This window comes from Thalassobius vesicularis (assembly GCF_004799325.1).
Taxonomy (GTDB): domain Bacteria; phylum Pseudomonadota; class Alphaproteobacteria; order Rhodobacterales; family Rhodobacteraceae; genus Thalassobius; species Thalassobius vesicularis.
Map to the genome: position 1 here is coordinate 1 of NZ_SSMD01000010.1, position 24,074 is coordinate 24,074.

At 64.7% G+C, this 24,074-nt stretch carries 23 protein-coding genes and 1 pseudogene; 6 read left to right on the plus strand and 18 right to left on the minus strand.

Annotated features, from left to right (window positions below; all coding sequences use genetic code 11):
* The 7 genes and pseudogenes from E7681_RS16505 to E7681_RS16535 all read right to left on the minus strand — a co-directional run.
* Positions 1-151 (minus strand): annotated as a pseudogene (locus tag E7681_RS16505) (electron transfer flavoprotein subunit beta/FixA family protein); the annotation flags it as partial.
* A 64-nt stretch (positions 152-215) separates the two neighbouring features.
* Positions 216-1,139 carry a branched-chain amino acid ABC transporter permease gene (locus tag E7681_RS16510; RefSeq protein WP_136340369.1) on the minus strand — a complete coding sequence of 308 codons (924 nt, stop codon included), beginning with the start codon at positions 1,137-1,139 and terminating at the stop codon, positions 216-218.
* Between the two features lie 12 nt (positions 1,140-1,151).
* Positions 1,152-2,042 (minus strand): branched-chain amino acid ABC transporter permease, encoded by an 891-nt coding sequence (locus E7681_RS16515; protein ID WP_211089812.1) that lies wholly within the window; start codon positions 2,040-2,042, stop codon positions 1,152-1,154.
* Positions 2,043-2,130: 88 nt separating this feature from the next.
* A complete protein-coding gene (locus E7681_RS16520) occupies positions 2,131-3,336 on the minus strand; it encodes an ABC transporter substrate-binding protein (RefSeq protein ID WP_136340370.1) in 1,206 nt (401 codons plus the stop codon).
* 27 nt (positions 3,337-3,363) lie between these two features.
* The gene (locus tag E7681_RS16525; protein WP_425471406.1) at positions 3,364-4,062 is read right to left on the minus strand and encodes an ABC transporter ATP-binding protein; all 699 of its coding nucleotides are present in this window, start codon (positions 4,060-4,062) and stop codon (positions 3,364-3,366) included.
* Between the two features lie 59 nt (positions 4,063-4,121).
* On the minus strand, positions 4,122-4,880 hold the full coding sequence (locus E7681_RS16530) for an ABC transporter ATP-binding protein (RefSeq protein WP_136340372.1): 759 nt from the start codon (positions 4,878-4,880) through the stop codon (positions 4,122-4,124).
* A gap of 75 nt (positions 4,881-4,955) precedes the next feature.
* Positions 4,956-6,590, minus strand: a complete 1,635-nt coding sequence (locus E7681_RS16535; RefSeq protein ID WP_136340373.1) for an acyl-CoA synthetase — start codon at positions 6,588-6,590, stop codon at positions 4,956-4,958.
* A gap of 193 nt (positions 6,591-6,783) precedes the next feature.
* Between E7681_RS16535 and E7681_RS16540 the strand changes: the two genes are divergently transcribed.
* The gene (locus E7681_RS16540) at positions 6,784-8,742 is read left to right on the plus strand and encodes a hybrid sensor histidine kinase/response regulator (RefSeq protein WP_168733235.1); all 1,959 of its coding nucleotides are present in this window, start codon (positions 6,784-6,786) and stop codon (positions 8,740-8,742) included.
* 24 nt (positions 8,743-8,766) lie between these two features.
* On the plus strand, positions 8,767-9,486 hold the full coding sequence (locus tag E7681_RS16545) for a response regulator (protein WP_136340375.1): 720 nt from the start codon (positions 8,767-8,769) through the stop codon (positions 9,484-9,486).
* Here the strand turns inward: E7681_RS16545 and pqqE are convergent, their stop codons facing one another.
* From pqqE to pqqA, 5 genes are read right to left on the minus strand one after another with little or no spacing between them, the layout of a single operon-like run.
* Positions 9,487-10,563 (minus strand): pyrroloquinoline quinone biosynthesis protein PqqE, encoded by a 1,077-nt coding sequence (pqqE, locus tag E7681_RS16550; RefSeq protein WP_136340376.1) that lies wholly within the window; start codon positions 10,561-10,563, stop codon positions 9,487-9,489.
* On the minus strand, positions 10,560-10,847 hold the full coding sequence (gene pqqD, locus E7681_RS16555) for a pyrroloquinoline quinone biosynthesis peptide chaperone PqqD (protein ID WP_136340377.1): 288 nt from the start codon (positions 10,845-10,847) through the stop codon (positions 10,560-10,562). Before pqqD ends, pqqE begins: the two co-directional genes overlap by 4 nt.
* Positions 10,844-11,572: a pyrroloquinoline-quinone synthase PqqC gene (gene pqqC / locus E7681_RS16560; RefSeq protein WP_136340378.1), complete on the minus strand. Its 729-nt coding sequence runs from the start codon at positions 11,570-11,572 to the stop codon at positions 10,844-10,846. Before pqqC ends, pqqD begins: the two co-directional genes overlap by 4 nt.
* Positions 11,569-12,456 (minus strand): pyrroloquinoline quinone biosynthesis protein PqqB, encoded by an 888-nt coding sequence (gene pqqB, locus E7681_RS16565; protein WP_136340379.1) that lies wholly within the window; start codon positions 12,454-12,456, stop codon positions 11,569-11,571. Before pqqB ends, pqqC begins: the two co-directional genes overlap by 4 nt.
* Before the next feature lie 30 nt (positions 12,457-12,486).
* Positions 12,487-12,597, minus strand: a complete 111-nt coding sequence (gene pqqA, locus E7681_RS16570; RefSeq protein WP_136340380.1) for a pyrroloquinoline quinone precursor peptide PqqA — start codon at positions 12,595-12,597, stop codon at positions 12,487-12,489.
* 145 nt (positions 12,598-12,742) lie between these two features.
* Between pqqA and E7681_RS16575 the strand changes: the two genes are divergently transcribed.
* Positions 12,743-14,800, plus strand: coding sequence for a 4Fe-4S binding protein (locus E7681_RS16575; RefSeq protein ID WP_136340381.1), 2,058 nt, complete (start codon positions 12,743-12,745; stop codon positions 14,798-14,800).
* The gene (locus E7681_RS16580) at positions 14,797-15,666 is read left to right on the plus strand and encodes an FAD:protein FMN transferase (protein WP_136340382.1); all 870 of its coding nucleotides are present in this window, start codon (positions 14,797-14,799) and stop codon (positions 15,664-15,666) included. Before E7681_RS16575 ends, E7681_RS16580 begins: the two co-directional genes overlap by 4 nt.
* 206 nt (positions 15,667-15,872) lie before the next feature.
* Here E7681_RS16580 and E7681_RS16585 read toward each other — a convergent pair whose 3' ends face one another.
* The 6 genes from E7681_RS16585 to pedF all read right to left on the minus strand — a co-directional run bounded on the left by E7681_RS16585 (position 15,873) and on the right by pedF (position 21,801).
* Complete coding sequence (locus E7681_RS16585) at positions 15,873-16,658, minus strand: FAD binding domain-containing protein (protein ID WP_136340383.1); 786 nt, start codon at positions 16,656-16,658, stop codon at positions 15,873-15,875.
* Positions 16,659-16,671: 13 nt separating this feature from the next.
* Complete coding sequence (locus tag E7681_RS16590; RefSeq protein ID WP_136340384.1) at positions 16,672-19,041, minus strand: xanthine dehydrogenase family protein molybdopterin-binding subunit; 2,370 nt, start codon at positions 19,039-19,041, stop codon at positions 16,672-16,674.
* A 25-nt stretch (positions 19,042-19,066) separates the two neighbouring features.
* On the minus strand, positions 19,067-19,552 hold the full coding sequence (locus E7681_RS16595; RefSeq protein WP_136340385.1) for a (2Fe-2S)-binding protein: 486 nt from the start codon (positions 19,550-19,552) through the stop codon (positions 19,067-19,069).
* A 27-nt stretch (positions 19,553-19,579) separates the two neighbouring features.
* Complete coding sequence (locus tag E7681_RS16600) at positions 19,580-20,125, minus strand: SRPBCC family protein (protein WP_136340386.1); 546 nt, start codon at positions 20,123-20,125, stop codon at positions 19,580-19,582.
* Between the two features lie 73 nt (positions 20,126-20,198).
* Entirely contained in the window at positions 20,199-21,104 is a 906-nt protein-coding gene (locus tag E7681_RS16605) for a substrate-binding periplasmic protein (RefSeq protein WP_136340387.1), read from the minus strand.
* Positions 21,105-21,123: 19 nt separating this feature from the next.
* Positions 21,124-21,801: a cytochrome c-550 PedF gene (pedF, locus tag E7681_RS16610; protein ID WP_136340388.1), complete on the minus strand. Its 678-nt coding sequence runs from the start codon at positions 21,799-21,801 to the stop codon at positions 21,124-21,126.
* Between the two features lie 161 nt (positions 21,802-21,962).
* Between pedF and E7681_RS16615 the strand changes: the two genes are divergently transcribed.
* On the plus strand, positions 21,963-23,126 hold the full coding sequence (locus E7681_RS16615; protein WP_136340389.1) for an ABC transporter substrate-binding protein: 1,164 nt from the start codon (positions 21,963-21,965) through the stop codon (positions 23,124-23,126).
* Complete coding sequence (locus tag E7681_RS16620) at positions 23,123-24,073, plus strand: YVTN family beta-propeller repeat protein (RefSeq protein WP_211089813.1); 951 nt, start codon at positions 23,123-23,125, stop codon at positions 24,071-24,073. The genes E7681_RS16615 and E7681_RS16620 overlap by 4 nt, the downstream gene beginning before the upstream one ends.
* Position 24,074: the final 1 nt, after the last annotated feature.

A 24,074-nucleotide genomic window follows, 5' to 3' on the forward strand; every position in this document is an offset into this window, starting at 1 on the left:
CCTTCAGCCGGATCGCCTCTTCGACCGCAATCTCGTCGAACGGGTTCATCGACATCTTCACATTCGCGAGATCAACTCCGCTACCGTCCGCCTTAACGCGAACCTTCACGTTGTAGTCAATCACACGCTTCACGGTGACCAGCACTTTCATGAGCGTCTCCTAGTGTTCAAAAGTCAGGGGGCGGGTTGGCCTGATCCGGCCAACCCTATGGAAATCAGAAGGATTTCTTGAGGAACTCGCGCAGTTCGCCAACCACGCCGCGGCGGAAGGCCAGCACGCAAGCCACGAAGATCAGGCCCAGCACCACCGGAACCCAGGCCGCCAGCGGGCCGGATGCCAGGTAGTTTTGCAGCGCGATGATGATGCCCGCGCCAACCGACGGACCCACGATCGTGCCCAGGCCGCCCAGCAGGGTCATCAGCACCACCTCGCCCGACATGTGCCAATGCGCATCGGTGAGCGAGGCCAGCTGGAACACCACGGTCTTGGTGGACCCGGCCAGACCGGCCAGGGTCGAGGACAGCACGAAGGCCAGCAGCTTGTACTTGTCGACGTCATAGCCCAGCGAGGTCGCACGCGCCTCGTTGTCGCGGATGGCCGACAGAACCTGACCGAAGGGCGAGTTCACGGTGCGCGAGATCAGGAAATAGGCCAGGCCGAAGATCACCAGAACGAAGTAGTACATGTTCATGTCGTTCTGCAGATCCACGATCCCCAGGGCGGTGCCGCGCGGCACGCCTTGCAGGCCGTTTTCACCGCCGGTGAAGGGCGCCGAGATGAACAGGAAGTACACCATCTGCGCCATCGCCAGCGTGATCATGGCAAAGTAGATGCCCTGACGACGGATCGCGATCATGCCGATCAGCAGGCCCAGGATGCCCGCAGCGGCGGTGCCGGTCAGGATGCCCAGCTCGGTCGGCAGGCCCCAGACCTTGAGCGCGTGGCCGGTGACATAGGCCGCCCCGCCAAAGAACGCGGCATGGCCAAAGGACAGCAGCCCGCCATAGCCCAGGATCAGGTTGAACGCGCTTGCGAACAGGGCGAAGCACAGCAGCTTCATCAGGAACACGGGGTAGATCACCAGCGGTGCTGTCAGCAGCAGGGCGATGGCGATCAGGTAGCCGATTTTGCTATTCATGACGCGCTCCTATCAGGCGGTTTTGCCGAACAGGCCGGCGGGTCGCAGGACCAGCACGATGGCCATCACGACGAAGATGACGGTAGAGGACGCCTCGGGCCAGAAGACCTTGGTCAGGCCCTCGATGACGCCCATGGCCAGACCGGTGACGACGGCACCCATGATCGAGCCCATGCCGCCGATCACCACCACCGCGAACACCACGATGATCAGGTTCGAGCCCATCAGCGGGTTCACCTGGGTGATGGGCGCGGCCAGCACACCGGCGAAGGCAGCCAGCGCCACGCCGTAGCCATAGGCCAGCGTCGTCAGCAGCGGCACGTTCACGCCAAAGGCTTGCAGCAGGCGGGGGTTCTCGGTACCGGCCCGCAGGTAGGCGCCGATCTTGGTTTTCTCGAACAGGAACCAGGTGGCCCCGCAGGCGATCAGCGCCGCAACCACGACCCAGCCGCGATACCAGGGCAGGAACATGAAGCCCAGGTTGACGCCGCCGGACAGTTCAGCCGGGGCGGAATACGGCATCCCGGAGGAGCCGAAGAGTTTCACGAAGGTGCCTTCGATGACCAGCGCCAGACCAAAGGTCAGCAGCAGGCCGTACAGGTGGTCGACCCCGGCCAGACGGCGCAGCAGCAGACGTTCAAGGACAATGCCGAAGATGCCGACAATGATGGGGGCGAAAATCAGGGCGCCCCAGTAACCGATGCCCAGCCATTTGGTCAGGCCCAGCGTCGCAAAGGCCCCCAGCATGTACAGCGCGCCATGCGCAAAGTTCACGATGTTCAGCAGGCCGAAAATCACCGCCAGCCCAAGGGAGAGGACCGCGTAGAAGGCACCGTTGATCAAGCCGAGCAACAGCTGCCCGAAAAGCACTTGGGGCGGAAAGCCCAGCAGATCTGTCAGCATGTTCAGAATTTCCTGAATAGAGGGATTGTGCAGGACAAGGGGGGACCCGCCAGGCGCGCATCACTTCGCCTGGCGGACCCGTCTCGCCTTACTTCGTCGGGCAGGTGCTTTCGGAAAGGGGACCGAAAGCCTCTTCGCCGGGAATGGTGCGGAGGATCTTCAGGATGTCCCATTCACCGGTCGATTCCGACGGGGCCTTGACCTCGGCGAGATACATGTCGTGCACCATGCGGCCGTCGGTACGCAGCACGCCGTTCTTGGCGAACATGTCCTGGACGGGCATTTCACGCATCTTGGCCAGAACGGTGTCGGTGTCGTCCGAACCGGTGGCTTCGATGGCTTTCAGGTAGTGCAGAACAGACGAGTAGGTGCCAGCCTGAACGCCCGTGGGCATCTTGCCGGTCTTCTCGTAGAACTTCTGCGACCATGCGCGGGTCTCGTCGTCCATGTCCCAGTAGAAGGACACGGTCATCTGCAGGCCCTGGGCCACTTCCTGGCCGATCGACTTGACGTTGGGCAGGAACACCAGCAGGCCGGCGATCTTCTGACCAGCGGCAACGACGCCGAATTCATGCGCGGCCTTGATGGCGTTCACGGTGTCGGCGCCAGCGTTGGCCAGACCGATGATCTTCGCGCCCGATGCCTGCGCCTGCAGGATGAAGGACGAGAAATCCGAGGCCGGGAACGGGTGCTTGGCAGCGCCCACGACCTTGCCGCCTGCGGCTTCGACGACTTTCGAGACGTCGTTCTGCAGGGCTTCGCCAAAGGCGTAATCAGCGGTCAGGAAGTACCAGCTGTCGCCGCCTTCCTTCACGATGGCCGAACCGGTGCCGACAGCCAGCGCGCGGGTGTTGTAGGTCCAGTGCAGGCCGGTGGGGATGCAGGCGTCGTTGGTCAGCGGCGAGGATGCCGCGCCCGAAACCAGCGCAAGCTTGTTCTGCTGCTTGGCCACTTCGAAGACGGCCATTGCGACCGAGGTGGTCACCAGTTCCGCGAAGGCGTCGACGCCCTCGGTGTCGCCCCATTCGCGCGCTTTGTTGGCGGCGATGTCGGCCTTGTTCTGGTGGTCTGCGACGACGATCTCGATCGGCGCACCGGCGACTTTGCCGCCGAATTCGTCAACGGCCATCTGGGCTGCAACGGCGGCACCTTCGCCGGCGATGTCCGAGTAGGTGGCCGACAGGTCGGTCAGAACGCCGATCTTGACGACGCCGCCGCTGATTTCAGCCGAGGCGGCCGAGGCCAGCATGGCCAGGGCGGATGCGCTGGCGGCGAGGGATTTGAGCAGTTTCATGAAGTCTCCTCCGAGGGGTTAGTCAAATTAGACGCTGAGATATTCGTCAAAGACGTGCTGCTTGGATTCCAGCTCGTCCTTGTGAATGGTTGCCACGATGTGACCGTGGTCCATGATGAAATGGCGGTCCGCCAGCGGCGCCGCGAAGCGGAAGTTTTGTTCAACCAGAACAATGGTATAGCCACGTTCCTTGAGCTTGATCAGCACCTCGCCCAGCTTGTCGTTGATCACGGGGGCCAGGCCCTCGGTGATCTCGTCCAGCAGCAGGACGTTGGCGCCGGTGCGCAGGATGCGGGCCATCGCCAGCATCTGCTGTTCACCACCCGACAGGCGGGTGCCCATGGATTTGCGGCGCTCGGCCAGGTTGGGGAACATGTCGTAGATTTCTTCGACCGACATGCCGCCCGGGGCGACGTTCGGCGGCAGCATCAGGTTTTCCTCGACGTTCAGCGACGAGAAGATGCCGCGTTCCTCGGGGCAGTAGCCAACACCCAGATGGGCGATCTTGTGCGGCTGGGCCTTGATGATTTCCTCGCCCTTCAGCACGATCGAGCCGGTGCGGTGCCCGATCAGCCCCATCACCGCGCGCAAGGTCGTGGTGCGCCCCGAGCCGTTGCGGCCCAGCAGCGTGACCAGTTCACCTTGGTAGACGGTCATGTCGATGCCGTGCAGCGCGTGGCTTTCGCCGTAAAAGGCGTGCAGGTCCTGGATACGCAGTTCCTCGATATGTTCGGACAGGTGGCGCCCGCCGATCTCGTGGTTCTGGTGGTCTTCGGCGTCGATGATCATGCGGCTTTCCCCATGTAGGCTTCTTTCACGCGCGGATCGGCGGACACGGTGGCGTAGTCGCCCTCGGTCAGGATCGCGCCGCGTTGCAGGACGGTGATGGTGTCGCAAAGGGTGGAAACGACGCCCAGGTTATGTTCGACCATCAGGATGGTGCGCCCGGCGGAGACTTTGCGGATCAGCTGGGTGATCAGCTCGACATCTTCGCGGCCCATGCCCTGGGTGGGTTCGTCCAGCAGCATCAGTTCGGGTTCCATCGCCAGGGTGGTGGCGATTTCCAGCGCGCGCTTGCGGCCATAGGACATGTCGGCGACCACCACATCGGCGAAGCGTTCCAGCCCGACCGAGGTCAGCAACTCCTCGGCGCGGGCGTTCAGCGCGTTCAGCGTCTTGACCGAGCGCCAGAAGTGGAACGAGGTGCCCAGCTCGCGCTGCAGCGCCACGCGGACGTTTTCGCGGGCGGTCATGTGCGGGAACACGGCCGAAATCTGGAACGAGCGGATCACGCCCATGCGGGCGATCTCGGCGGATTTCGCGCTGGTGATGTCGCGCCCGTTAAAGGTGATCTTGCCGCGGGTCGGTTGCAGGAACTTGGTCAGCAGGTTGAACACGGTGGTCTTACCGGCGCCGTTCGGGCCGATCAGCGCGTGGATCTGGTGACGCTTGACGTTCAGGTTGACATCATCAACGGCGGTGAAACCCTTGAATTCCTTGGTCAAACCCTGGGTTTGCAGAATGTACTGGCCTTTATCGCTCATCTCTTGAGGCATCCATTTGGGTGCAGAGGGGCCGTGGCCGTGCGGACACGGACCCTCTGACGTTTCGGGAAGGGCTCAGGCGGTCAGGGCCCGGGCGCGGTCGCGCAGCACGAATTTCTGCACCTTGCCGGTCGAGGTCTTGGGCAGCTCGCCAAAGACGATGGTCTTGGGCGCCTTGAAGTGCGCCATGTTCTGGCGGCAGAAGGCGATCAGATCCTTGGCCGAGATCTCTTGGCCCGGCTTCAGCTCGACGAAGGCGCAGGGGGTTTCGCCCCATTTCTCGTCCGGTTTGGCGACCACGGCGGCCTCCATCACGGCGGGGTGCTTGTAGAGGACGTCCTCGACCTCGACCGACGAGATATTCTCGCCACCCGAGATGATGATGTCCTTCGAGCGGTCCTTCAGTTCGACATACCCATCGGGGTGCATCACGCCCAGGTCACCCGAGGCGAACCAGCCGCCGTTGAACGATTTCTCGGTCGAGGTCGGGTTCTTCAGGTAGCCCTTCATGACGTTGTTGCCGCGCATGAAGATCTCGCCCATCGTCACGCCGTCATGCGGCACTTCTTCGAGCGTGTCGGGGTTGGCGACCATCAGGCCGGACAGGGCCACGTTCTTGACGCCCTGGCGGGCCTTCAGCTTGGCCTTTTGCGCGCCGTCCAGATCGTTCCACTCGCCTTTCCAGGCGCAGACGACCGAGGGGCCGTAGGTTTCGGTCAGGCCGTAAACGTGGGTCACTTCGATGCCCATCGATTCCATGTTGGCAATGACGGCCGCGGGCGGAGAGGCACCGGCGGTCATGACCTTCACTTCGTGGCTGAAATCCTTCAGCTCGTCGGGGGCGTGGGCCAGCATGTTCAGAACGATGGGCGCGCCGCAGAAATGGGTGACTTTCTCGTCGCGGATCAGCTGGTAGATGGGTTCGGCACGCACGGCGCGCAGGCAGACGCAGACGCCGGCATTGGCGGCAATCGCCCAGGGGAAGCACCAGCCGTTGCAGTGGAACATCGGCAGGGTCCACAGGTAACGCGAGTGATGCGCCATGCCCCAGGTCACGATGTTCGACAGCGCGTTCAGATGCGCGCCGCGGTGGTGATAGACGACGCCCTTGGGGTCGCCCGTGGTGCCCGAGGTGTAGTTCAGGCTGATCGCGTCCCATTCATTGGCGGGCAGGATCGGGGTGAAATCGGCGTCGCCTTCGGCCAGCAGCTCGTCATAGGTGATGTGACCGACGCGGTGCGCGCCTTCGAACGTGTCGTCGATGATGTCGATCACCAGCATGTCGCGGCGGCCCGAGATCTTGACGGCGCGGTCCACCACATCGGCAAATTTCGGGTCGACCATCACGGCCTTGGCCTCGGCGTGGGACAGGATGAAGGCGATCGCCTCGGCGTCCAGACGGGTGTTGATCGTGTTCAGCACGGCGCCGCACATGGGCACGCTGAAATGGGCCTCGAACATCTCGGGGATGTTGGCGGCGATCACGGAAACGGTGTCGTCCTTGCCGATGCCGCGCTTGGACAGGGCCGAGGCGACACGCACCATGCGGTCATAGGTTTCACCCCAGTTGCGGCGGATGTCACCGTAAACCACGGCCAGCTGATCGGGGTAGATCGCGGCGGTGCGCTCGGCGAAGGAAAGCGGCGTAAGGGCGACGTAGTTCGCGGCGGTCTGATCCAGCGCGGATTCGTAAATACTGATATGAGACATGTATCCCTCTCCCTTCAGTGCGCACCGGACCTCTCCTTGATCCGGCTTGGTGGGGCGGGATGTACACATGGGTTTCTTGCGGAATTGCGCGCCAATTGTATTCAATTGTGACGCGGCGGCATTTGGGCTTGGGTTTTTCCACAGGTTGCATGATCCTGACGCCGAACCCCGAACGAGCCCGGAGCGCGAACCCGTGTCTGAGGACCTCAAACCGACCCAGTACGCCCAGCACATCCTGGAAGGGCTGGCCCACCTGGACCAGGGCATCACCATCTTTGACCAGAACCTGAAGCTGGTCGTCTGGAACCGCAAGTTCCTGGAGGTTTACGGCTATCCGCCCAGCCTGGCCTATCAGGGGGCAGATTTCGCCTCGTTCATCGAATTCAACGCGCGCGCGGGCGATTACGGGCCGGGTGACGCGCAGGCGCAGGTGGCTGAGCGGGTCGACACCGCCCGCCGGTTCGAAAAGCACCGCTTTGAACGCGTGCGCGCCGATGGCCGCGTGATCGAGGTGGTCGGCACCCCCCTGCCCAACGGCGGATTTGTGGCCACTTATACCGACATCACCGAAAAGGTGCGCCAGCAGGAAGTGCTGGAAACGCTGGTGCGCACCCGCACGCAGGAACTGCGCCTGAGCGAGGAACGCCTGTCGCTGATCGCCGACGAGGTGCCCGCAGGCATCGCCCATGTCGATAAGGACATGAACATCCTGTACGCCAACAAACGCTTTGCACGGGCCTATAAGAAGACCCCGGCGGATGTGATCGGGCTGAACACGTCGGACGTGCTTTATGCCAAGACGCTGGAGGAAAGCGCGCGCTTTTTCGAGCAAGCCCGGCGCGGCGCGCTGGTGGATTTCGAAATGCGGCTGGAGCTGCCGGGCGGGCGATTCAAGGACGTCCGCACCCTGCTGCGCCCCGGCAAACCCGCCAGCGGAGAGGTCGCCGATTTCTACCTGGTATCGATTGACGTCACCCGCCGCAAGTCCACCATGTCGGCGCTGATGCGCTCGCAAAAAATGGACGCGCTGGGCCGAATGGCCAGCGGTATTTCGCACGATTTCAACAACTTGCTGACGATCATCCTGGGCAATATCGTGCCGCTGTCCGAACAGCTGACCGATGCCGACCTGGTCGAGGAATTCCTGATCCCGGCGATCTCGGCGGCGCGGCGCGGGTCGTCCCTGACCAAGCGGCTGCTGACGCTGGCGCGGCGCGAACAGGTCGATCCCGTGCCCACCCAGATCGGCGAGGCGATCTCGGAAATCGGCGCTCTGGTGCAAAGCTCGATCCCCTCCTCGCTCAAGGTGGAACTGCGCCAGCAGGACGATCTGCCGATGGCGATGGTGGACCGCTCGCAACTGGAAATGGCGATCCTGAACCTGGCGCTGAACGCGCGCGACGCGACGCAGGGCACCGGCAAGATCACCATCGACACCTCGGCCCCGGACCTGTCACAGGAAGAGGCGGAACTGTTCCGTATCACCGCCGGCCGCTATGTCCGCATCCGGTTTTCCGACGACGGCTGCGGCATGGCCCCGTCGCTGGTGGAGAAGATTTTCGAGCCGTTCTTTACCTCGAAGGCCGCGGGCTCTGGCTCGGGTCTGGGCCTGTCGATGGTCTACGGTTTCGTACAGCAATCGAACGGCGCGATCTGCGTGGACAGCGCGCCGGGCAAGGGCACGACATTCACCATCCTGCTGCCCGAGGTCTGCCCGATGGATCTGGCCGCCGTCGACGCGCGCCCTGCCCCGAAAACCGCTGCCCCGCCCCAGCAATATCAGGACGGATCGACCGGCCAGATCGTGCTGCTGGTCGAGGACGACGCCGATGTCCGCCGCACCATCCGGCGCAAGATTGCGGGGCTTGGCTTTCCCATCGTCGAGGCAGGCGATGCCGACGAGGCGATGATGCTGCTGGAGCAGTTGCGCGACGTGGGCTACGTGGTCTCGGACGTGGACATGCCCGGCCCGCGAAACGGGTTCGATCTGGCGCGCACGGTGCGCCGGCTGACCCCCGAAATCCGCATGGTCCTGATGAGCGGCCAGAACGTCCAGACCCCGGCGGACTTGTCCTCGGTCCCGTTTTTGCGCAAGCCCTTTTCCGAAGCAGAGCTGAGCCAGCACCTGCGGGTCGGCGAACCCCAAACCTGACCAGCCCCTTTAGGATGAATTCAAGTGACGAAGACCCTGATCTACCTGCTCGAGGATGACCCGGACATTTCGCGTCTGATCATCCGGACGCTCAGCCAGCAAGGCATGGAGGTCGTCAGCTTCCGCCGCCTGGCCGAGTTCGAGCGCGAGGTGCGCCGCACCGTGCCCGACCTGTGCCTGATCGACCTGAGCCTGCCGGATGGCGACGGGCTGTCGGTGGTGCGGGATTCGGCGCTGCCGCCCTCGGTGCCGCGGGTGATCGTGACCGGGCGCGGCAACATCACCGACCGCATCGTCGGGCTGGAGGTGGGCGCCGACGACTACATCGTCAAACCGTTCGAGCCGCGCGAACTGGTCGCCCGCATCCGCGCCCTGCTGCGGCGCACCCGGCTGAACCAGCAGGTCGAGGCCACGCCGGGCCAGCCGATCATGCGTTTCGGCCCGTGGCGGGCGGATTTCGACGGCTGTACCCTGACCCATGACGACGGCGAGGTGGCGCAGCTGAGTTCCGCCGAGGCAAGCCTGCTGCTGGCCTTTGTCAACGCGCCGGGCCGGGTGCTGAGCCGCTCGCAGCTGCTGGACGCAACGACCGGGCGCGCGGATGAGCCGTTCGACCGCTCGATGGATGCGCGCATCAGCCGGCTGCGCAAAAAGCTGCGCGACAGCACCAAGCAGCCCACGGTGATCCGCACGGTTTACGGCGCGGGCTACGTGTTCGCGCTGTCCGTCACGCTGGAAAAATGATCACCGCCGATAGGTGAACCCGTCCTGCGGCGCGGCCATCGCGTCCTCCAGCATCTGCGCGACGCGGGCGTGATCGGGGGATTTGCGGCACACGGGGTCCATCTTGGCGGCATCCCCGGCGATCATCAGCGCCTGACAGCGACAGCCGCCAAAATCGATCTCCTTGCGCTCGCAGCTGCGACAGGTGTCGGGCATCCAGTCGTCGCCGCGATAGGCGTTGAAGGACGGGCTATCGTACCAGATCTCGGCCAGCGGTTTGTCGGTGATCTTCTCGAAGGTCAGGTGCGGGATCATCTGGGCCGAGTGACACGGCAGCACCGTCCCATCGGGCGCGATATTCAGCCCAGCCGAGCCCCATCCCCCCATGCAAGCCTTTGGATAATCGGCGTAATAGTCCGGCGGCACGAAGTCGAAGGCCATCACGCCCTTCAGCCGCTCGGCGGCCTCGGCGACCTTGCGTTTGGTCGTCTCGGTCTGTTCGCGGGTGGGTAACAGCATACCCCGGTTCTGCGTCGCCCAGCCGTGGAATTGCACGCAGGCGACTTCCATCCGGCGGGCGCCCAGTTCGACGGCCATCTCGATCGTGCGGTCCAGATCGTCAAGGTTATGGCGGTGCATGACGGCGTTCAGGGTCAACGGAATGCCGCGTTGTTTCAGCTCTTCGGCGACCATCAGCTTGCGGGCAAAGCCGCCCTTGTAGCCGCCGATCCAGTCGGCCAGTTCGGCGGTGGTGCCCTGCATGGACAGCTGCACATGGTCCAGCCCGGCGGCCTCTAGCGCGTCCAGACGGCGCGGGGTAAGGCCGATGCCGCTGGTGATCAGGTTGGTATACAGCCCCGCGTCATGGGCGGCTTGCGTCAGCTCGACCAGATCGGGACGCGAGGCGGGCTCGCCCCCGCTCAGATGCACCTGCAACACCCCCATTTCCGCCGCCTGCCGAAAGGCGATGGCCCATGTTTCCGTGTCCAACTCGGCGTCTTTTTTCAGCAAATCCAGCGGGTTGGAGCAATAGGGACAGGCCAGCGGACAGCGATGCGTCAGCTCGGCCAGCATGGCGACGGGGGGCGGGGGGCTCATGGGTGGACCCTCAGGAAGATGCGGGCGCGCAGACCCTGAAGGAAGCGTTGCACGTCGCCCGCGATCTGGTCGCGCGGGGCGTTGTAGGTCTGCGCCAAGTCAGTGACGATCTCGTCCAAGCTGTTGACCCCGTTGACGCGGGTCAGGATCGCCTCGCCCACCATGTCCAGCGCCACGGCCTTTTCGGGGGCCAGCAGGACGGTCTGGTCGCGCAGCTTGTCCCGCATCAGGCGCACGCCGCGCGGCAGGTAGGGGCGCTCATGGGGGGCGATGTGCAGGCTCATGCCATCCCCTCGCCCGGTTGCCACGCGCCCGGCGGGATGCGGCCCGGTTCCACGTAAGCGCCCCACAGCGCGTCCAGTTGCGCCCACAGCACGTTGGTTTTAAAGATCAGCGCTTCGCAGGCCATGTCCTCTTTTTCCGGGGTGTCGGCGTGGTCCAGCACCCATTTCAAGCCAAAGGCCACGTCCTTGGGGGCCTCGGTCAGGCGTTTGCGGAAATAGGACAGCGACTCGGTGTTGGCGAAGTCGTAATGCTCCAGCAGCCCCTCGATCCGGCGTTCGTGGATCTTCGGTGCAAAGAGTTCCGTCAGCGAGGACGCGACCGCCTGCAACAAGGGCCGTTCGCGCACGTATGTCACATAGGCGTCGACGGCGAATTGCGTGGCGGGCAGCACGCCGCGCCCCGAGGCGACGTAATCGGGGTCCAGACCCACCGCCTCGGCCAGTTTCAGCCAGCGCCGGATGCCGCCGCCTTCCGACACGCCGCCATCGTGATCCTCGATCCGCGAGCGCCATTCGCGCCGCATCGCCGGGTCATAGACGCGCGACATGAAGGCCGCGTCCTTCATCGGGATCGCCGCCTGATAGGCCCAGCGGTTGATGACCCAGGCGCGCACCTCGTCCGGGGTGCATTCCCCCCCATGCAGGCGGTGATGGAACGGGTGTTTGTCGTGGTAACGCTCGGCGCCGATGGCGCGCAGGCGGGCCTCCAGGGTTTCGCGGCTCATATCTCGGTCTCCTGTCCGTCTGCCGCGACCTGCCAGCCGTTCCCGGTGACAAACGCCCGCTGGGCGCTGTCCGGTTGCCAGATCGGATTGGTATTGTTGATATGGATGAAGGTCTTGGCGGCCTTCAGCCCGGCCAGTCGCGCGATCGAGCCATCCGGCCCGCTGATCGGGATATGTCCCATCCGCCGCCCGGTTTTGACGCCGGTGCCGGTGCGGATCATCTCGTCATCATCCCAGAGCGTGCCGTCAAAAAACAACGCATCGGCATCGGCAATCTGCCCCAGCAGCTTGTCGGTGACAGTGGCGCAGCCGGGGATGTAATAGGCGGTTTTGCGGCCGTCCTGCAGGCGAACGCCAACGGTCTGTTCGCCCTCCAGATCGGTCTGGACCTGCGCGCCCTCCATGAACAGGGGCACCTTGCCGGGCACGGCAAACAGGGTCGCGCTGAGGCCCGGCAACAGGTCGAACGGTGTCTCCAGCGCAATCGTCACACGCGGGACGACCTGACGGTTCACCGCGTCGAAAATGCGGTTGCCGGCCAGCACCTGCTGGATCTCATGCGTGGCGAAAATCGTGAACGGCGTCTGTTCGCGCAAGCTCAGCAGCCCCGCGATATGATCGATGTCGCCATTCGTCAGAAGGACCGAGCCCACGGGCGTATCCCGCAGGGCAGTGGGATGCATCCGTGGGCTGGCCATCATCTGTTGGCGAATGTCGGGCGAGGCGTTCAACACAGCCCATGAACGCCCGTCCAATGACACCGCCAAAGAGGATTGCCCAGACGCCGGGATACGCCCGGCGCGGGCATCGTTGCAATTGGCACAGCCGCAATTCCACTGCGGCAGGCCCCCACCGGCCGCGGCACCCAGGACAAGAAACTTCATGGCTCTGGCTCCGCTTTCAGTGGGTCGGGATCAGAACAGGTCGGGCTCGTGGCCGCGGCCACCTTCGTCCTGCGAGGGCGCGTACATGTTGATTTCCATGCCGCAGTTCACGTCTTTGATCTTGGGTGCAGTCCAGGCCATTTGGTTTCCTCCACATACTGGATTTCTGTGAGGTCAGCCTACGCCGGGGGGGCATGGGCCGAAATGCTCCTTTGGTCGTAAGACGGGGCGGGTTAAGACCAATGTCGCATAGTCGGGACCCCGGATTTGGCACAGCTTTCGGCCCATGCGGACCCTTTTGCTGACCCTTTTCCTGTTGTGTTCCGGCCTGCCCGCGCAGGCCCGTCTGGCGCGCGAGGCGCTGGCCGAACTGGTGCTGCCGCCCTATTCTCTGGGCGAGCCGCTGAACGATAAGGGTGTATATTCGCTGCTGAATTCCGGCGGGGCCGAGGCGGGCTACGTGTTCGAGACCGAACCGCTGGCCCCCCTGCCCGGCTTTTCCGGCGCACCGATCAACATGCTGGTCGTGCTGGATACCGAGGGCAAATTCCTCGACGTCCGCCTGATCGACCATAACGAGCCGATCTTTGTCTCGGGCCTTGGCGAAGCGCCCCTGAACCAGTTCCTGGAGCAGTATCGCGGCCTCTCTATCGCCTCGTCGATCGTGGTGGGCACGCCCTATGGCGGCGCGGCGCATGGGTCGTCACTGGTCTATCTGGACGGGGTGACGAAGGCGACCGCCAGCGTGCGCATCGCGCATGAATCCATCATGGGCGCCGCGCTGGCCGTCGCGCGCGAGAAAATGCAGGGGCTGAACCTGTCGCCCCCCGCCTATCCCGATCCGTCGGTGGACGAGGCGCTGACATGGGCCGATCTGGTCGCCCAGGGCATCGCAACGCATCATGTCGTCAGCAACGCGCAGGTCGACGCGGCCTTTGCCGGCACCCTGTGGGAGGATGACGACGCCGAGGCCCGCGAAGACCCAAACGCCCCCTATCTGGACCTCTGGATCGTGGATATCGGCCCCAAATCCGTCGCCCACGCCGTGCTGGACGCGCGCGGAATGCGCGAGTTGGAGGGGTTCCTGACCATCTCGACCAATGACGAGCCGATCCTAGTGATCGAGACCGCCCGCCACGGCCTTGTCGGCCCCGATTTCGTGCGCAACACCGCCCCCGACTGGCTGAGCGCGCAGCAAAACGGCCTGCCCATCGCGCTGCGCGATTCAGATCTGCTGATCTCTCTGCGCCCCGAGGTGCCCGAGGGGGCGACCCTGATCCTGCGCACCGACCGGCGGCTGGGGTTCGACCCGGCCACAGCGTGGGAGTTGCACGTCGCCGCCACCCGCGAACACGGGATGTTCCAGCCCGAAACCGGCTCGGCCACCCTGACCGTCCCCGTCACCCCGACCGAGCGCTTTTTTACCCGCCCCGAAGCGCAGCGCGCTGCCCCACCATGGGCGGAAGCGTTGCGCCACCGCGCCCCCGACCTGATCGTGCTGGGCGTGTTCCTGACCGCCCTGCTGGCTGCGCTGCTGCTACGCCAATCCGCCTTGGCCGCGCGTCATGTGCTGACACCCGTCCGGCTCAGCATACTGGCCTTCGTCATCGGTTTCGTCGGCTGGTGGGGTCAGGGGCAACTGTCCATTGTCACGGTGCTGGCGACCCTGCGCACCGCAACCGAGGGCGGCTCCTTCGCCTTCCTGCTCTACGATCCGTTTTCCCTGCTGATCTGGGCCGCCGGCGGGATCGGGTTTTTCCTGTGGGGCCGTGGCCTGTTCTGCGGCTGGCTGTGCCCCTTCGGCGCGATGCAAGAGTTCGCCCACCATCTGGGCCGCCTGCTGCGCCTGCCCGTGCTAGAGCCCTCCGCCCGCTGGGATACCCGCCTGAAACGCGTGAAATACGTACTGCTGGCCGGGATGATCGCCACAGCCCTGCTGGCCCCCGACCGCATCGACCAAGTGGCCGAGCTGGAGCCCTTCAAGACCGCCGTCACCACGTTCTTTATCCGCGAGTGGTACTACGTCGCCTACGCGGCGGGCTGGCTGGTGCTGGGCATGATGACCTTCAAAGGGTTCTGCCGCTATGTCTGCCCGCTAGGCGCGGTCATGGCGATCGGCGGGCTGCTGCGCGGCCGCGACTGGATCGCCCGGCGGCGCGAATGCGGCTCTCCCTGCCAACTGTGCCGCGTCAAATGCAATTACCGCGCCATCACCCCTAAGGGAGACATCCAGTATTCCGAGTGTTTCCAATGCCTTGATTGCGTCTCCATCCATGACGACACGCGCCGCTGCGTGCCACTGATCCTGGCCGCGCGCCGCGAAACCCGGAGGGCCGCCGAATGAACCGCCGCCGTTTCCTGGCCATTTCGGCCGCCGCCCTGGCCCTGCCCGCCCGCGCCGATCCCATCCACTGGACGGGCCGCGCATTGGGGGCCGAGGCCGCGCTGACCCTGCACGCCACCAACGCGCAAGCGCAGGCCGCGATCACAGCTGTCCAAACCGAATTGTCCCATATCGAGGCGCTCTTCAGCCTCTACGATCCCACCTCGCTCCTGTCGCAGCTGAATGCAGCGGGTCGCCTATCCGACCCCCACCCCGACCTGCTGGACCTGCTGCGCCACGCCAACGACGCCCATCGCTGGACCGCAGGCGTGTTTGACCCAACCGTTCAACCGCTGTGGCAGGCCCTCGCCACGGGTGGGGATACCCAAGCCGCACAACGGCTGATCGGCTGGGACCGCGTCAGGATCTGCGAGCACGAAATCACCCTCGCCCCCGGCCAAGCCCTGACCCTGAACGGCATCGCACAGGGCTACGCCACCGACCGCATCGCTGCGCGTCTGCGCGCGCTGGGCCTACATCGGGTGCTGGTCAATATCGGTGAATTCGCCGCCCTCGGAGGCCCCTGGCGCCTGGGCATCGCGGACCCCTCGCAAGGTCTGATCGCCACACGCACACTACACGACCGCGCCATCGCCACTTCCTCGGCCCTTGCCACGCAGGTCGGAGGACGCAGCCACCTGCTGGGACCGAACGCGCCACTCTGGTCCACCGTCAGCGTAGAAGCCAACAGCGCCACGTTGGCCGATGCGCTCTCGACAGGGTTCTCACTGATGAACGAAGCCTACATCCGCACGACACTGGCGCTGCTGCCTGAGCAGGTCTCGGTGCTTTTGGTCGATGAACACGGCGAACGGCGGATGATCTGACCTCAAGCGCCCGGCAAACGGTCAGGTCTGGCCGTGAGTATTTGCATCAGAAAGAAGCAGGGTGCCGTCCTTTTTCTTACCGCGCGCGGGCGGAGAAGGACGCCGCATTTCGGCTTCTTTCTGACCAAAATACTCAAATCCGACAGCAACAAAGAAGTGGGGCGCCCGGATGACCGAGCGCCCCTAGTCACGGGTATTTCAGTGCCTTAACCGCAGGCTGCGACGGCGCGTTTGGTCAGGACCTTTACCAGATGTGCGCGATAGGCGCCCGAGCCGTGCACGTCGCCGATCATGTCGTCGCCCGAGAGCGACAGGCCTTCGATCGCGGCGGGCGAGAAGTTGGCGGAGAGCGCCGCTTCGGCCTCGGCCCAGCGGAACACGCCGTCATTGCCGGCACCGGTGACGGCCACGCGCACGCCATCGGCGTATTTGGCCACGAACACGCCAGCCATCGCAAAGCGCGAGGCGGGTTGTTCGAACTTCTGGTAGTTGGCCGCCTGCGGGACGGGGAAGCGGATCGCGGTGATGATCTCGCCCTCCTCCAGAGCGGTGGCGAACATGCCTTGGAAGTAGTCGTCAGCCGCGATTTCACGCGCGTTGGTCACGACCGTGGCCCCCGAGGCCAGCACCGCCGACGGGTAGCAGGCCGCCGGGTCGTTGTTGGCGACCGAGCCGCCGATGGTGCCACGGTTGCGCACTGCCGGATCGCCGATACCGCCAGCCAGGGCTGCCAGCGCCGGGTAGGCCCCGGCCTGCGCTGCTACCGCCGCATGGGACGTGGCGCCGCCAATGGTGACGGTGCCGCCTGCTGCGTTCACACCGATCATCTCGGCGATGCCCGACAGGCTGACCAGCGTTTCCGGCGAGGCCAGGCGCTGTTTCATGGTGGGCAGCAGGGTTTGGCCGCCCCCCAGCGCCTGCGCGCCTTCGTCCTTCAGGGCGGCCACAGCTTCGGCCACGGTGGAGGGTTTCACGAACTCGAAGTTGTACATCTCTCTCTCCTTCTCAGCCTTGCTGCATCGCTGCCCAGACCCGCGAGGGGCTGACGGGCATGTCGATATGATCCACGTTGTAGCCGCCGCGCTGAAGCGCGTCGATCACTGCGTTGACCACTGCGGGTGGCGAGCCGATCGCCCCGGCCTCGCCGCAGCCTTTCACGCCCAGCGGGTTGTGGGTGCAGGGCGTCTGGCACGAATGGTCCACGTCGAACGACGGCATGTCCGAGGCGCGCGGCATCGCGTAGTCCATGAACGAGCCGGTCAGCAGCTGGCCGTTTTCGTCGAACACGGTGTTTTCCAGCAGCGCCTGACCGATGCCCTGTGCCACGCCGCCATGGACCTGTCCGGCCACGATCATCGGGTTGATGACGTTGCCGAAATCGTCCGCAGCGGTGAAGCCCAGGATGTCCACCTTGCCGGTGTCGGGATCGACCTCGACCTCGCAGACATAGGCGCCCGACGGGTAGGTGAAGTTGGCCGGGTCGTAGAAGGCGGTTTCCTCCAGCCCCGGTTCCAGGTTCTCCAGCGGGTAGTTGTGGGGCACGTAGGCCGCCAGGGTGACACCCGCCCATTCGACCGACTTGTCAGTGCCCGCGACGCTGAACTTGCCGTCTTTCAGCTCGATATCGGCCTCGGAGGCTTCCAGCAGGTGGGCCGCGATCTTCTTGGCCTTGTTGATGATCTTCTCGGTTGCCCGGACCATCGCCGACCCGCCAACCGCGATCGAGCGCGAGCCATAGGTGCCCATGCCCATCGGGGTTTTCGACGTGTCGCCATGGACGATGTCGATCTGGCTGACGTCGATGCCGATCATCTCGGCCACGACCTGGGCAAAGGTGGTTTCATGCCCCTGCCCGTGGCTGTGCGAGCCGGTGAACACCGAGATCGAGCCGGTCGCGTTCACCCGCACGGTCGCGGATTCATAGAGACCCGCACGTGCACCCAGCTGACCAACCAGGTTGGACGGCGCGATGCCGCAGGCCTCGATGAAATGCGCCAGACCATAGCCGCGCAGCTTGCCGCGGGCCTTGGATTCCGCCGCACGCTTGTCGAAGTTGGCGTAGTCGGTCATCTCCAGCGCCTTGTCCAGCGTCGCGTGGTAGTTGCCGGTGTCGTACATCACCGCCACGGGGGTCTGGTAGGGGAACTGCTCGGGCTTGATGAAGTTGCGGCGACGCAGCTCGGCCGGGTCCATGCCGATTTCACGGGCGGCCTTGTCGATCACGCGCTCCAGCTGGAAGGTCGCCTCGGGGCGGCCCGCGCCGCGATAGGCGTCAACCGGAACGGTGTTGGTGAACACGGCCTTCACGTTCACATAGACCAGCGGCGTGGTGTAGTTGCCCGCCATCAGCGTGCCGTGCAGCCAGGTCGGGATCGAGGGCGCAAAGGTCGACAGGTACGCGCCCATGTTGGCGTAGGTGTCGGTGCGCACGGCGGTGAACATGTAGTTCTCGTCCATCGCCAGTTCGATCTTGGTGACGTGGTCGCGGCCATGCGCGTCCGAGATGAACGCCTCGGAGCGGGTCGAGGTCCATTTCACCGGCCGGTTGATGACCTTGGACGCGTAGGTCACAAAGGCTTCTTCGGCGTAGTGGTAGATCTTCGAGCCGAACCCGCCGCCCACATCGGGGGCCACGACGCGCAGCTTGTGCTCGGGGATGCCCAGCACGAACGCGCCCATCAGCAGGCGGATGACGTGCGGGTTCTGCGAGGTGGTGTAGAGCGTGTATTCGTCATTGGCGCGGGCATAGTGGCCCACGGCGACGCGCGGCTCCATCGGGTTGGGGACCAGACGGTTGTTGACCAGTTCCAGCGTGGTGACGTGATGCGCCGACTTGATGGCGGCGTCCACCGCGTCGCGGTTTTCCTCAACGAAGCCCCAGTCGTAGCACAGGTTGCTGGTCAGGTCGTCATGCACCTTGGTGGCGCCGTCCTTCAGCGCGTCCTTCATGTTCAGGACGGGTTCCAGTTCCTCGATGTCGATCTCGATCGCTTCGCCGGCGTCGCGCGCCTGCTCCAGCGTTTCGGCGATGACGACGCAGATCGGGTCGCCCACATGGCGGACCTTGCCTTCGGCCAGGATCGGGTGCTTGGGCTCCTGCATGGGCTGACCGAAGCGGTCGGTGACCTGCCAGCCGCAGGGGATACCGCCAGCCGAGGCGAAATCGGCGGCGGTGAAGATCTTGATCACGCCGTCCATCGCCTCGGCGGCCGAGGTGTCGATGTTGTTGATCTTGCCGTGCGCCACGTCCGAGCGGACGAAATGCGCGTAAGTCTGACCGTGGATGTTGATGTCGTCGGTGTAATTCCCGGCGCCGGTCAGGAAACGAATGTCCTCGCGCCGCTTGGTGCTGGCGCCAATGCCGTCTTTGGGCATGTTCTTTCCTCCCTGGAAATGTTTGTTATTCAGCCGCGATGGCGCCCACGTCCTGACCGGACGCCGCCATGATCGCCTTGACGATGTTGTGGTACCCGGTGCAGCGGCAGATGTTGCCCTCCAGGTAATGCCGGATCTCGGCTTCGGTCGGCTTGGGGTTTTCCTTCAGCAGCGCGGTCGCCGACATCACCATGCCCGGCGTGCAGAACCCGCACTGAAGCCCGTGGTGATCCTGGAACGCCTGCTGGATGGTGTTCAGCGTGCCGTCCGGGGCGGCCTGCCCCTCGATGGTGGAAACCTGCGCACCGTCCGCTTCGGCGGCCAGCATGGTGCAGGATTTCACGGCCTGGCCGTTCACATGCACGACGCAGGCGCCGCACTGGCTGGTGTCACAGCCGACATGGGTGCCGGTCAATCCCAGCGTGTCGCGCAGGAAATTGACCAGAAGCGTGCGCCCCTCGGCCTCGCCCGAACGGGTCTTCCCGTTCACGGTCATGGTAATCTTCATTATTATGTCCTCCCATAGACTAATCTGATTTCAGCGCGAGAAGAGGCGTTTCAGCAAGCCTTTCTTCGGCGCATCGTCGGTTTTATTTGCGTCCGGCTCCTCAACCGGGGCTTCTTCGGACGCCGACACATCCGCCTCGGCCTCGACAGCGGCCTGGAACCGGGCGAAGAAATCGTCGGCCATTTTCTTGGCGAAGCTGTCGATGATCCGGCTGCCCAGCTGGGCCAGTTTGCCGCCCACCTTGGCGTCTACCTCATAGGTCAGAGTAGTGCCCGCGCCCGAGTCGGCAAGCTGAACCTTGGCCTCGCCCTTGGCGAAACCGGCAGCACCGCCCTTGCCCTCGCCCGACAAGGTCAGGCTTTGGCCTTCGACGATGTCGGACAGGCTGACCGTGCCCTTGAACGTGGCCTTCACCGGGCCGACCTTTTGCACGACCGTCGCCTCGAACCCATCCTCGGCCGAGCCCGCCATCTCTTGGCAGCCGGGAACGCAGTCCTTCAGCACGTCCGCCGACAGCAGGGCCGCCCAGACGGCAGCGCGCGGTGCGGCGATTTCCCGAGTGTCCTTCAGTTCCATTGCTGTACTCCTGTTGGGCCTGCCAAAATTAGGCAGGAAATTGCAGAACGGCGCTATAAGACCAAAGGCGTAGTCAGCGCAGTTCCGGGGGGGTGAAGCTCAGGCCGTAGCTGGCGAAAATCGCTTCCAGACGGCCGTCCTGAATGGCGGCTGCAATGGCGTCGTCCACGGCATAAGACAGCGCCTTATAGGAGAAATGCGTGGCCACGCCGACCGTCCATTTGCCCTTGGCAAAGCCGGGCAGCGGCGGGGTGTGCAGGGCCATCGCGTCGGTCAGGCCGAATTCCAGCTGGGCGCGGGTGCCCATTGCTGCCTTCGTCTCGCCCCGGCCCATCGCGGCCATCGCCTGCTGCATGTTGGCATAGCGGTTCACGTTGCCCGCCAGCGCGCCGCCCGGAAACGAGGACAGGTAGAAATCCGAGATCGAGTCATTCTCGACCGCCACCTTGTCGAAGCGGAAATAGGCCGGGACGGGCTTTTCATCCGGCTCGGGATAGGCGTCCTTGCGATAGGCGATCGCGATTTCCTCGACATGGTAGGTGCCGGTAAAGGTGACCTGCTCGATCCGGCAGGCAAAATCGCTGTCATAGGGCACGTGCAGCATCACGTTGGCGACCGCCCCGCTGACCACCGGCCCCTTCCAGATCCAGTTGCGCAGGTCGGCGTCCAGCGTCTCGCCCGCGCCAACCAGGGTAAAACGCGCCTCGACGCCCAGATCGGCCGCGATCAGCCGGGCAATGTCGATATCGACCCCGCGCGGCTTGCCGGCCTCCTCCCAGGACCAGGGGGCGAAATCCTCGTAGGCGGCAAAGGTGATGTAGCCGCGCTCTTGGATGGCATCCAGATCCGCGCCGACGATATCGCGGCTGGCGTTCTGGGGTTTGGGTTGGGGCACATAGCCTTCGCATCGGGCCAGAGCGGGCTCAGCCAGGAGGGAGAAGCTCAGAACAAGTCCGAGGGAAAGCGATGCTTTGACCATGTGCCCCAATCCTTTCCGCTCAGTGCGCCGCGGAAAGTCCGATCGTCAGCGCCTCGGCGGCGCCCTGATAATTCGGCGTGTCGCCGGAAATCAGATGTGCCGCGCGATACGCCACGCTGTCAGCCAGAGGCGCGCCCGAGGCGGTCTCGATCTTGTCTGCGATGCCCTGCAACTCGGTGACCAGCGCGTCGCGGTCGCCCTCGCCCCCGGTGGCCATCGCGGCCAGCTGATCGCGGATTTCACCCAGACGGGCCGAGTAATCGTCCAGCTCGCCGTCATCGGGGCGGGTCTCGATATAGGTGCGGATGGCCCAGGCGGCTTTCTGGCCCAGCAACTCGCCAAAGGCCGGCATCTTGGTGATCCCGTTCTGGGTATAGCCGGTCTGGAACCGCTCGACGAACCACATGTCGCCGTCCTCGTTGGCCTCCAGATAGCGCAGGTCGGGGGCCAGACCGCCCGACACCGCACCCAGCCCGTGGCAACGCGCGCAGTTCTGGTTATAGCCCGAGCTGCCGATATCCACAGCCGCCTGCCAGACTTCGGGGCCCTGGCCGCGATAGGGGTTTTCCTCCAGCCAGTCCTCGCCCACTTCGGGCAGGGCATCGGTGTCGACAGGCTGCGGCGCGACATCACCATGGGCCAGCGCCATCGACGCGGCGGTCAGCAATCCAAGGGCGGTCAAAGCGGTGCGTTTCATTCTCGGGTCCTCCCGTTGAGTGGCTTTTACCGGGTCTTAAACCGCCTTGATCCGACAGGGATATTCGACCTTCGTTCAACTTCGGCCGGATTCCCGACTTTGGTCTAATGGCAGCGGGGTGCACCCTGCCCGTACCTTCGTCGCACTACGGGAGGACACTCATGCGACGACTGGTTCTGACAGCTGGCGTTCTGGCGCTTTCGGCATTTTCGGCCGCCGCCGATGTCGCCGTGCGCGTGACCTACCTGCGCCACGAACAGATCCGCCCCCCCGTGCTGTCGAACCTGGACGAGGTGCCGGCCGACCTTGGCGTCGCAGGGGCCGAGCTGGCGATCAACGACAGCCGCACCACCGGAAAATTCCTGGGCCATACCTACGATCTTACGCTGGTGTCCGTCCCGCCCGAGGGCGATTTGATCGCCGCCGCCCGCACCGCGCTGGGCGAGACGCGCCTTGTGGTGCTGGACATGCCGGGGGCCGAGATGCTGGCCGTCGCCGACCTGCCCGAGGCCGCCGGCGCGCTGCTGTTCAACGCCACACAGGCCGATCCGGCCCTGCGCGAACAGGACTGCCGCGCCAACCTGCTGCACACCCTGCCCGACCAGGACATGCGCGCCGATGCGCTGATGCAATTCGTGGCCGCCCGCCGCTGGACCGACCTTGCGCTGATCGAAGGCACCCATCCGGGCGATCAGGCCTGGGCGCAGGCGCTGCGCGACAGTGCCCGCAAGTTCGGCCTGAAGATCGGTGCCGAGAAAACCTGGGCCTTTGACGCCGACATGCGCCGCAATGCCTCGCAAGAGGTGCCGCTGTTCACGCAATCCTTGGGCAAATACGACCTGCTGCTGGTCGCGGACGAGCTGGGCGATTTCGCCCGCTACATCCCGTTCAACACGTGGCTCGCCCGGCCTGTTGCGGGCTCGGTCTCGCTGGTGCCGGTCGCCTGGAACCGCGTGATGGAGCAATGGGGCGCCGTGCAGATGCAGGACCGGTTCCGCGCCCTCGCCGCCCGCGACATGCTCCCCGAGGATTACGCCTCCTGGGCCGCCATCCGCGCCCTGTCCGAGGCCGCCACCCGCACCTCCAGCGCCGATCCCGCCACTCTGCGCGCCTATATCCTGTCCGACGCGTTCGAACTGGCCGCCTTCAAGGGCCGCCCGCTGTCCTTCCGCCCGTGGAACGGCCAGTTGCGCCAGCCCATCGCGCTGGTCAGCGGCGAGGCCGTCGTCGCGCAAGCGCCCCTCGAAGGCTTCCTGCACCAGCGCAACGAGCTGGACACGCTGGGCCGCGACCTACCCGAAACCCGATGCGAGGCTTTCCAATGAAACTGCTGCTGCCCCTGTTGCTGCTGCCCTGTGCGGCAATGGCCGAGGAAATCTGGGTCACCAACGAAAAGGACAACACGATCAGCGTGATCGACGTCGCCACGCTGTCCGTGACCCGCACGATCGAGACCGGAGAGCGCCCGCGCGGCATCACCTTCAGCCACGATTACAGCCGCGTCTATATCTGCGCCTCGGACAGCGACACCGTGCAGGTGATGGACCCGGAAACCGGGCAGATCCTGCACAACCTGCCCTCGGGCGAAGACCCCGAGCAATTCGTGCTGCACCCCGATGACCGGCACCTCTACATAGCCAACGAAAACGACGCGATCACCACCGTCGTGGATACCGAAACCCGCACCGTGATCGCCCAGATCGACGTCGGGATAGAACCCGAGGGCATGGCCGTTTCCCCCGATGGCCAGATGGTCATCACCACCTCGGAAACCACCAACATGGCGCATTGGATCGATACCGAGACGCGCCAGATCATCGCCAACACGCTGGTCGACGCCCGCCCGCGCCACGCCGAATTCGCCGCCCACGGGGCCGAGCTGTGGGTCAGCGCCGAAATCGGCGGCACGGTCAGCGTTTTTGACACTGGCTCCAAGGCCGAAAAGGCCAAGATCGGCTTTGCCATCAAGGGCGTGCACCCCGACCGCATCCAGCCCGTGGGGTTCGAGTTCACCGATGACGAACAGACCGCCTTTGTCGCGCTCGGCCCGTCGAACCACGTCGCCGTGGTCAACGCCCAGACCTATGAGGTCGAGGAGTACATCCTTGTCGGCCGCCGCGTCTGGCACATGGCCTTCAACAGCGACAAAAGCCTGCTGTTCACCACCAACGGCGTTTCCGGCGATGTCACCGTCATCGACGTGGCCAGCCGCAAACCCCTGAAAACCATCAAGGTCGGCCGCTTCCCCTGGGGCGCGGCCCTGCGCCCCTGAA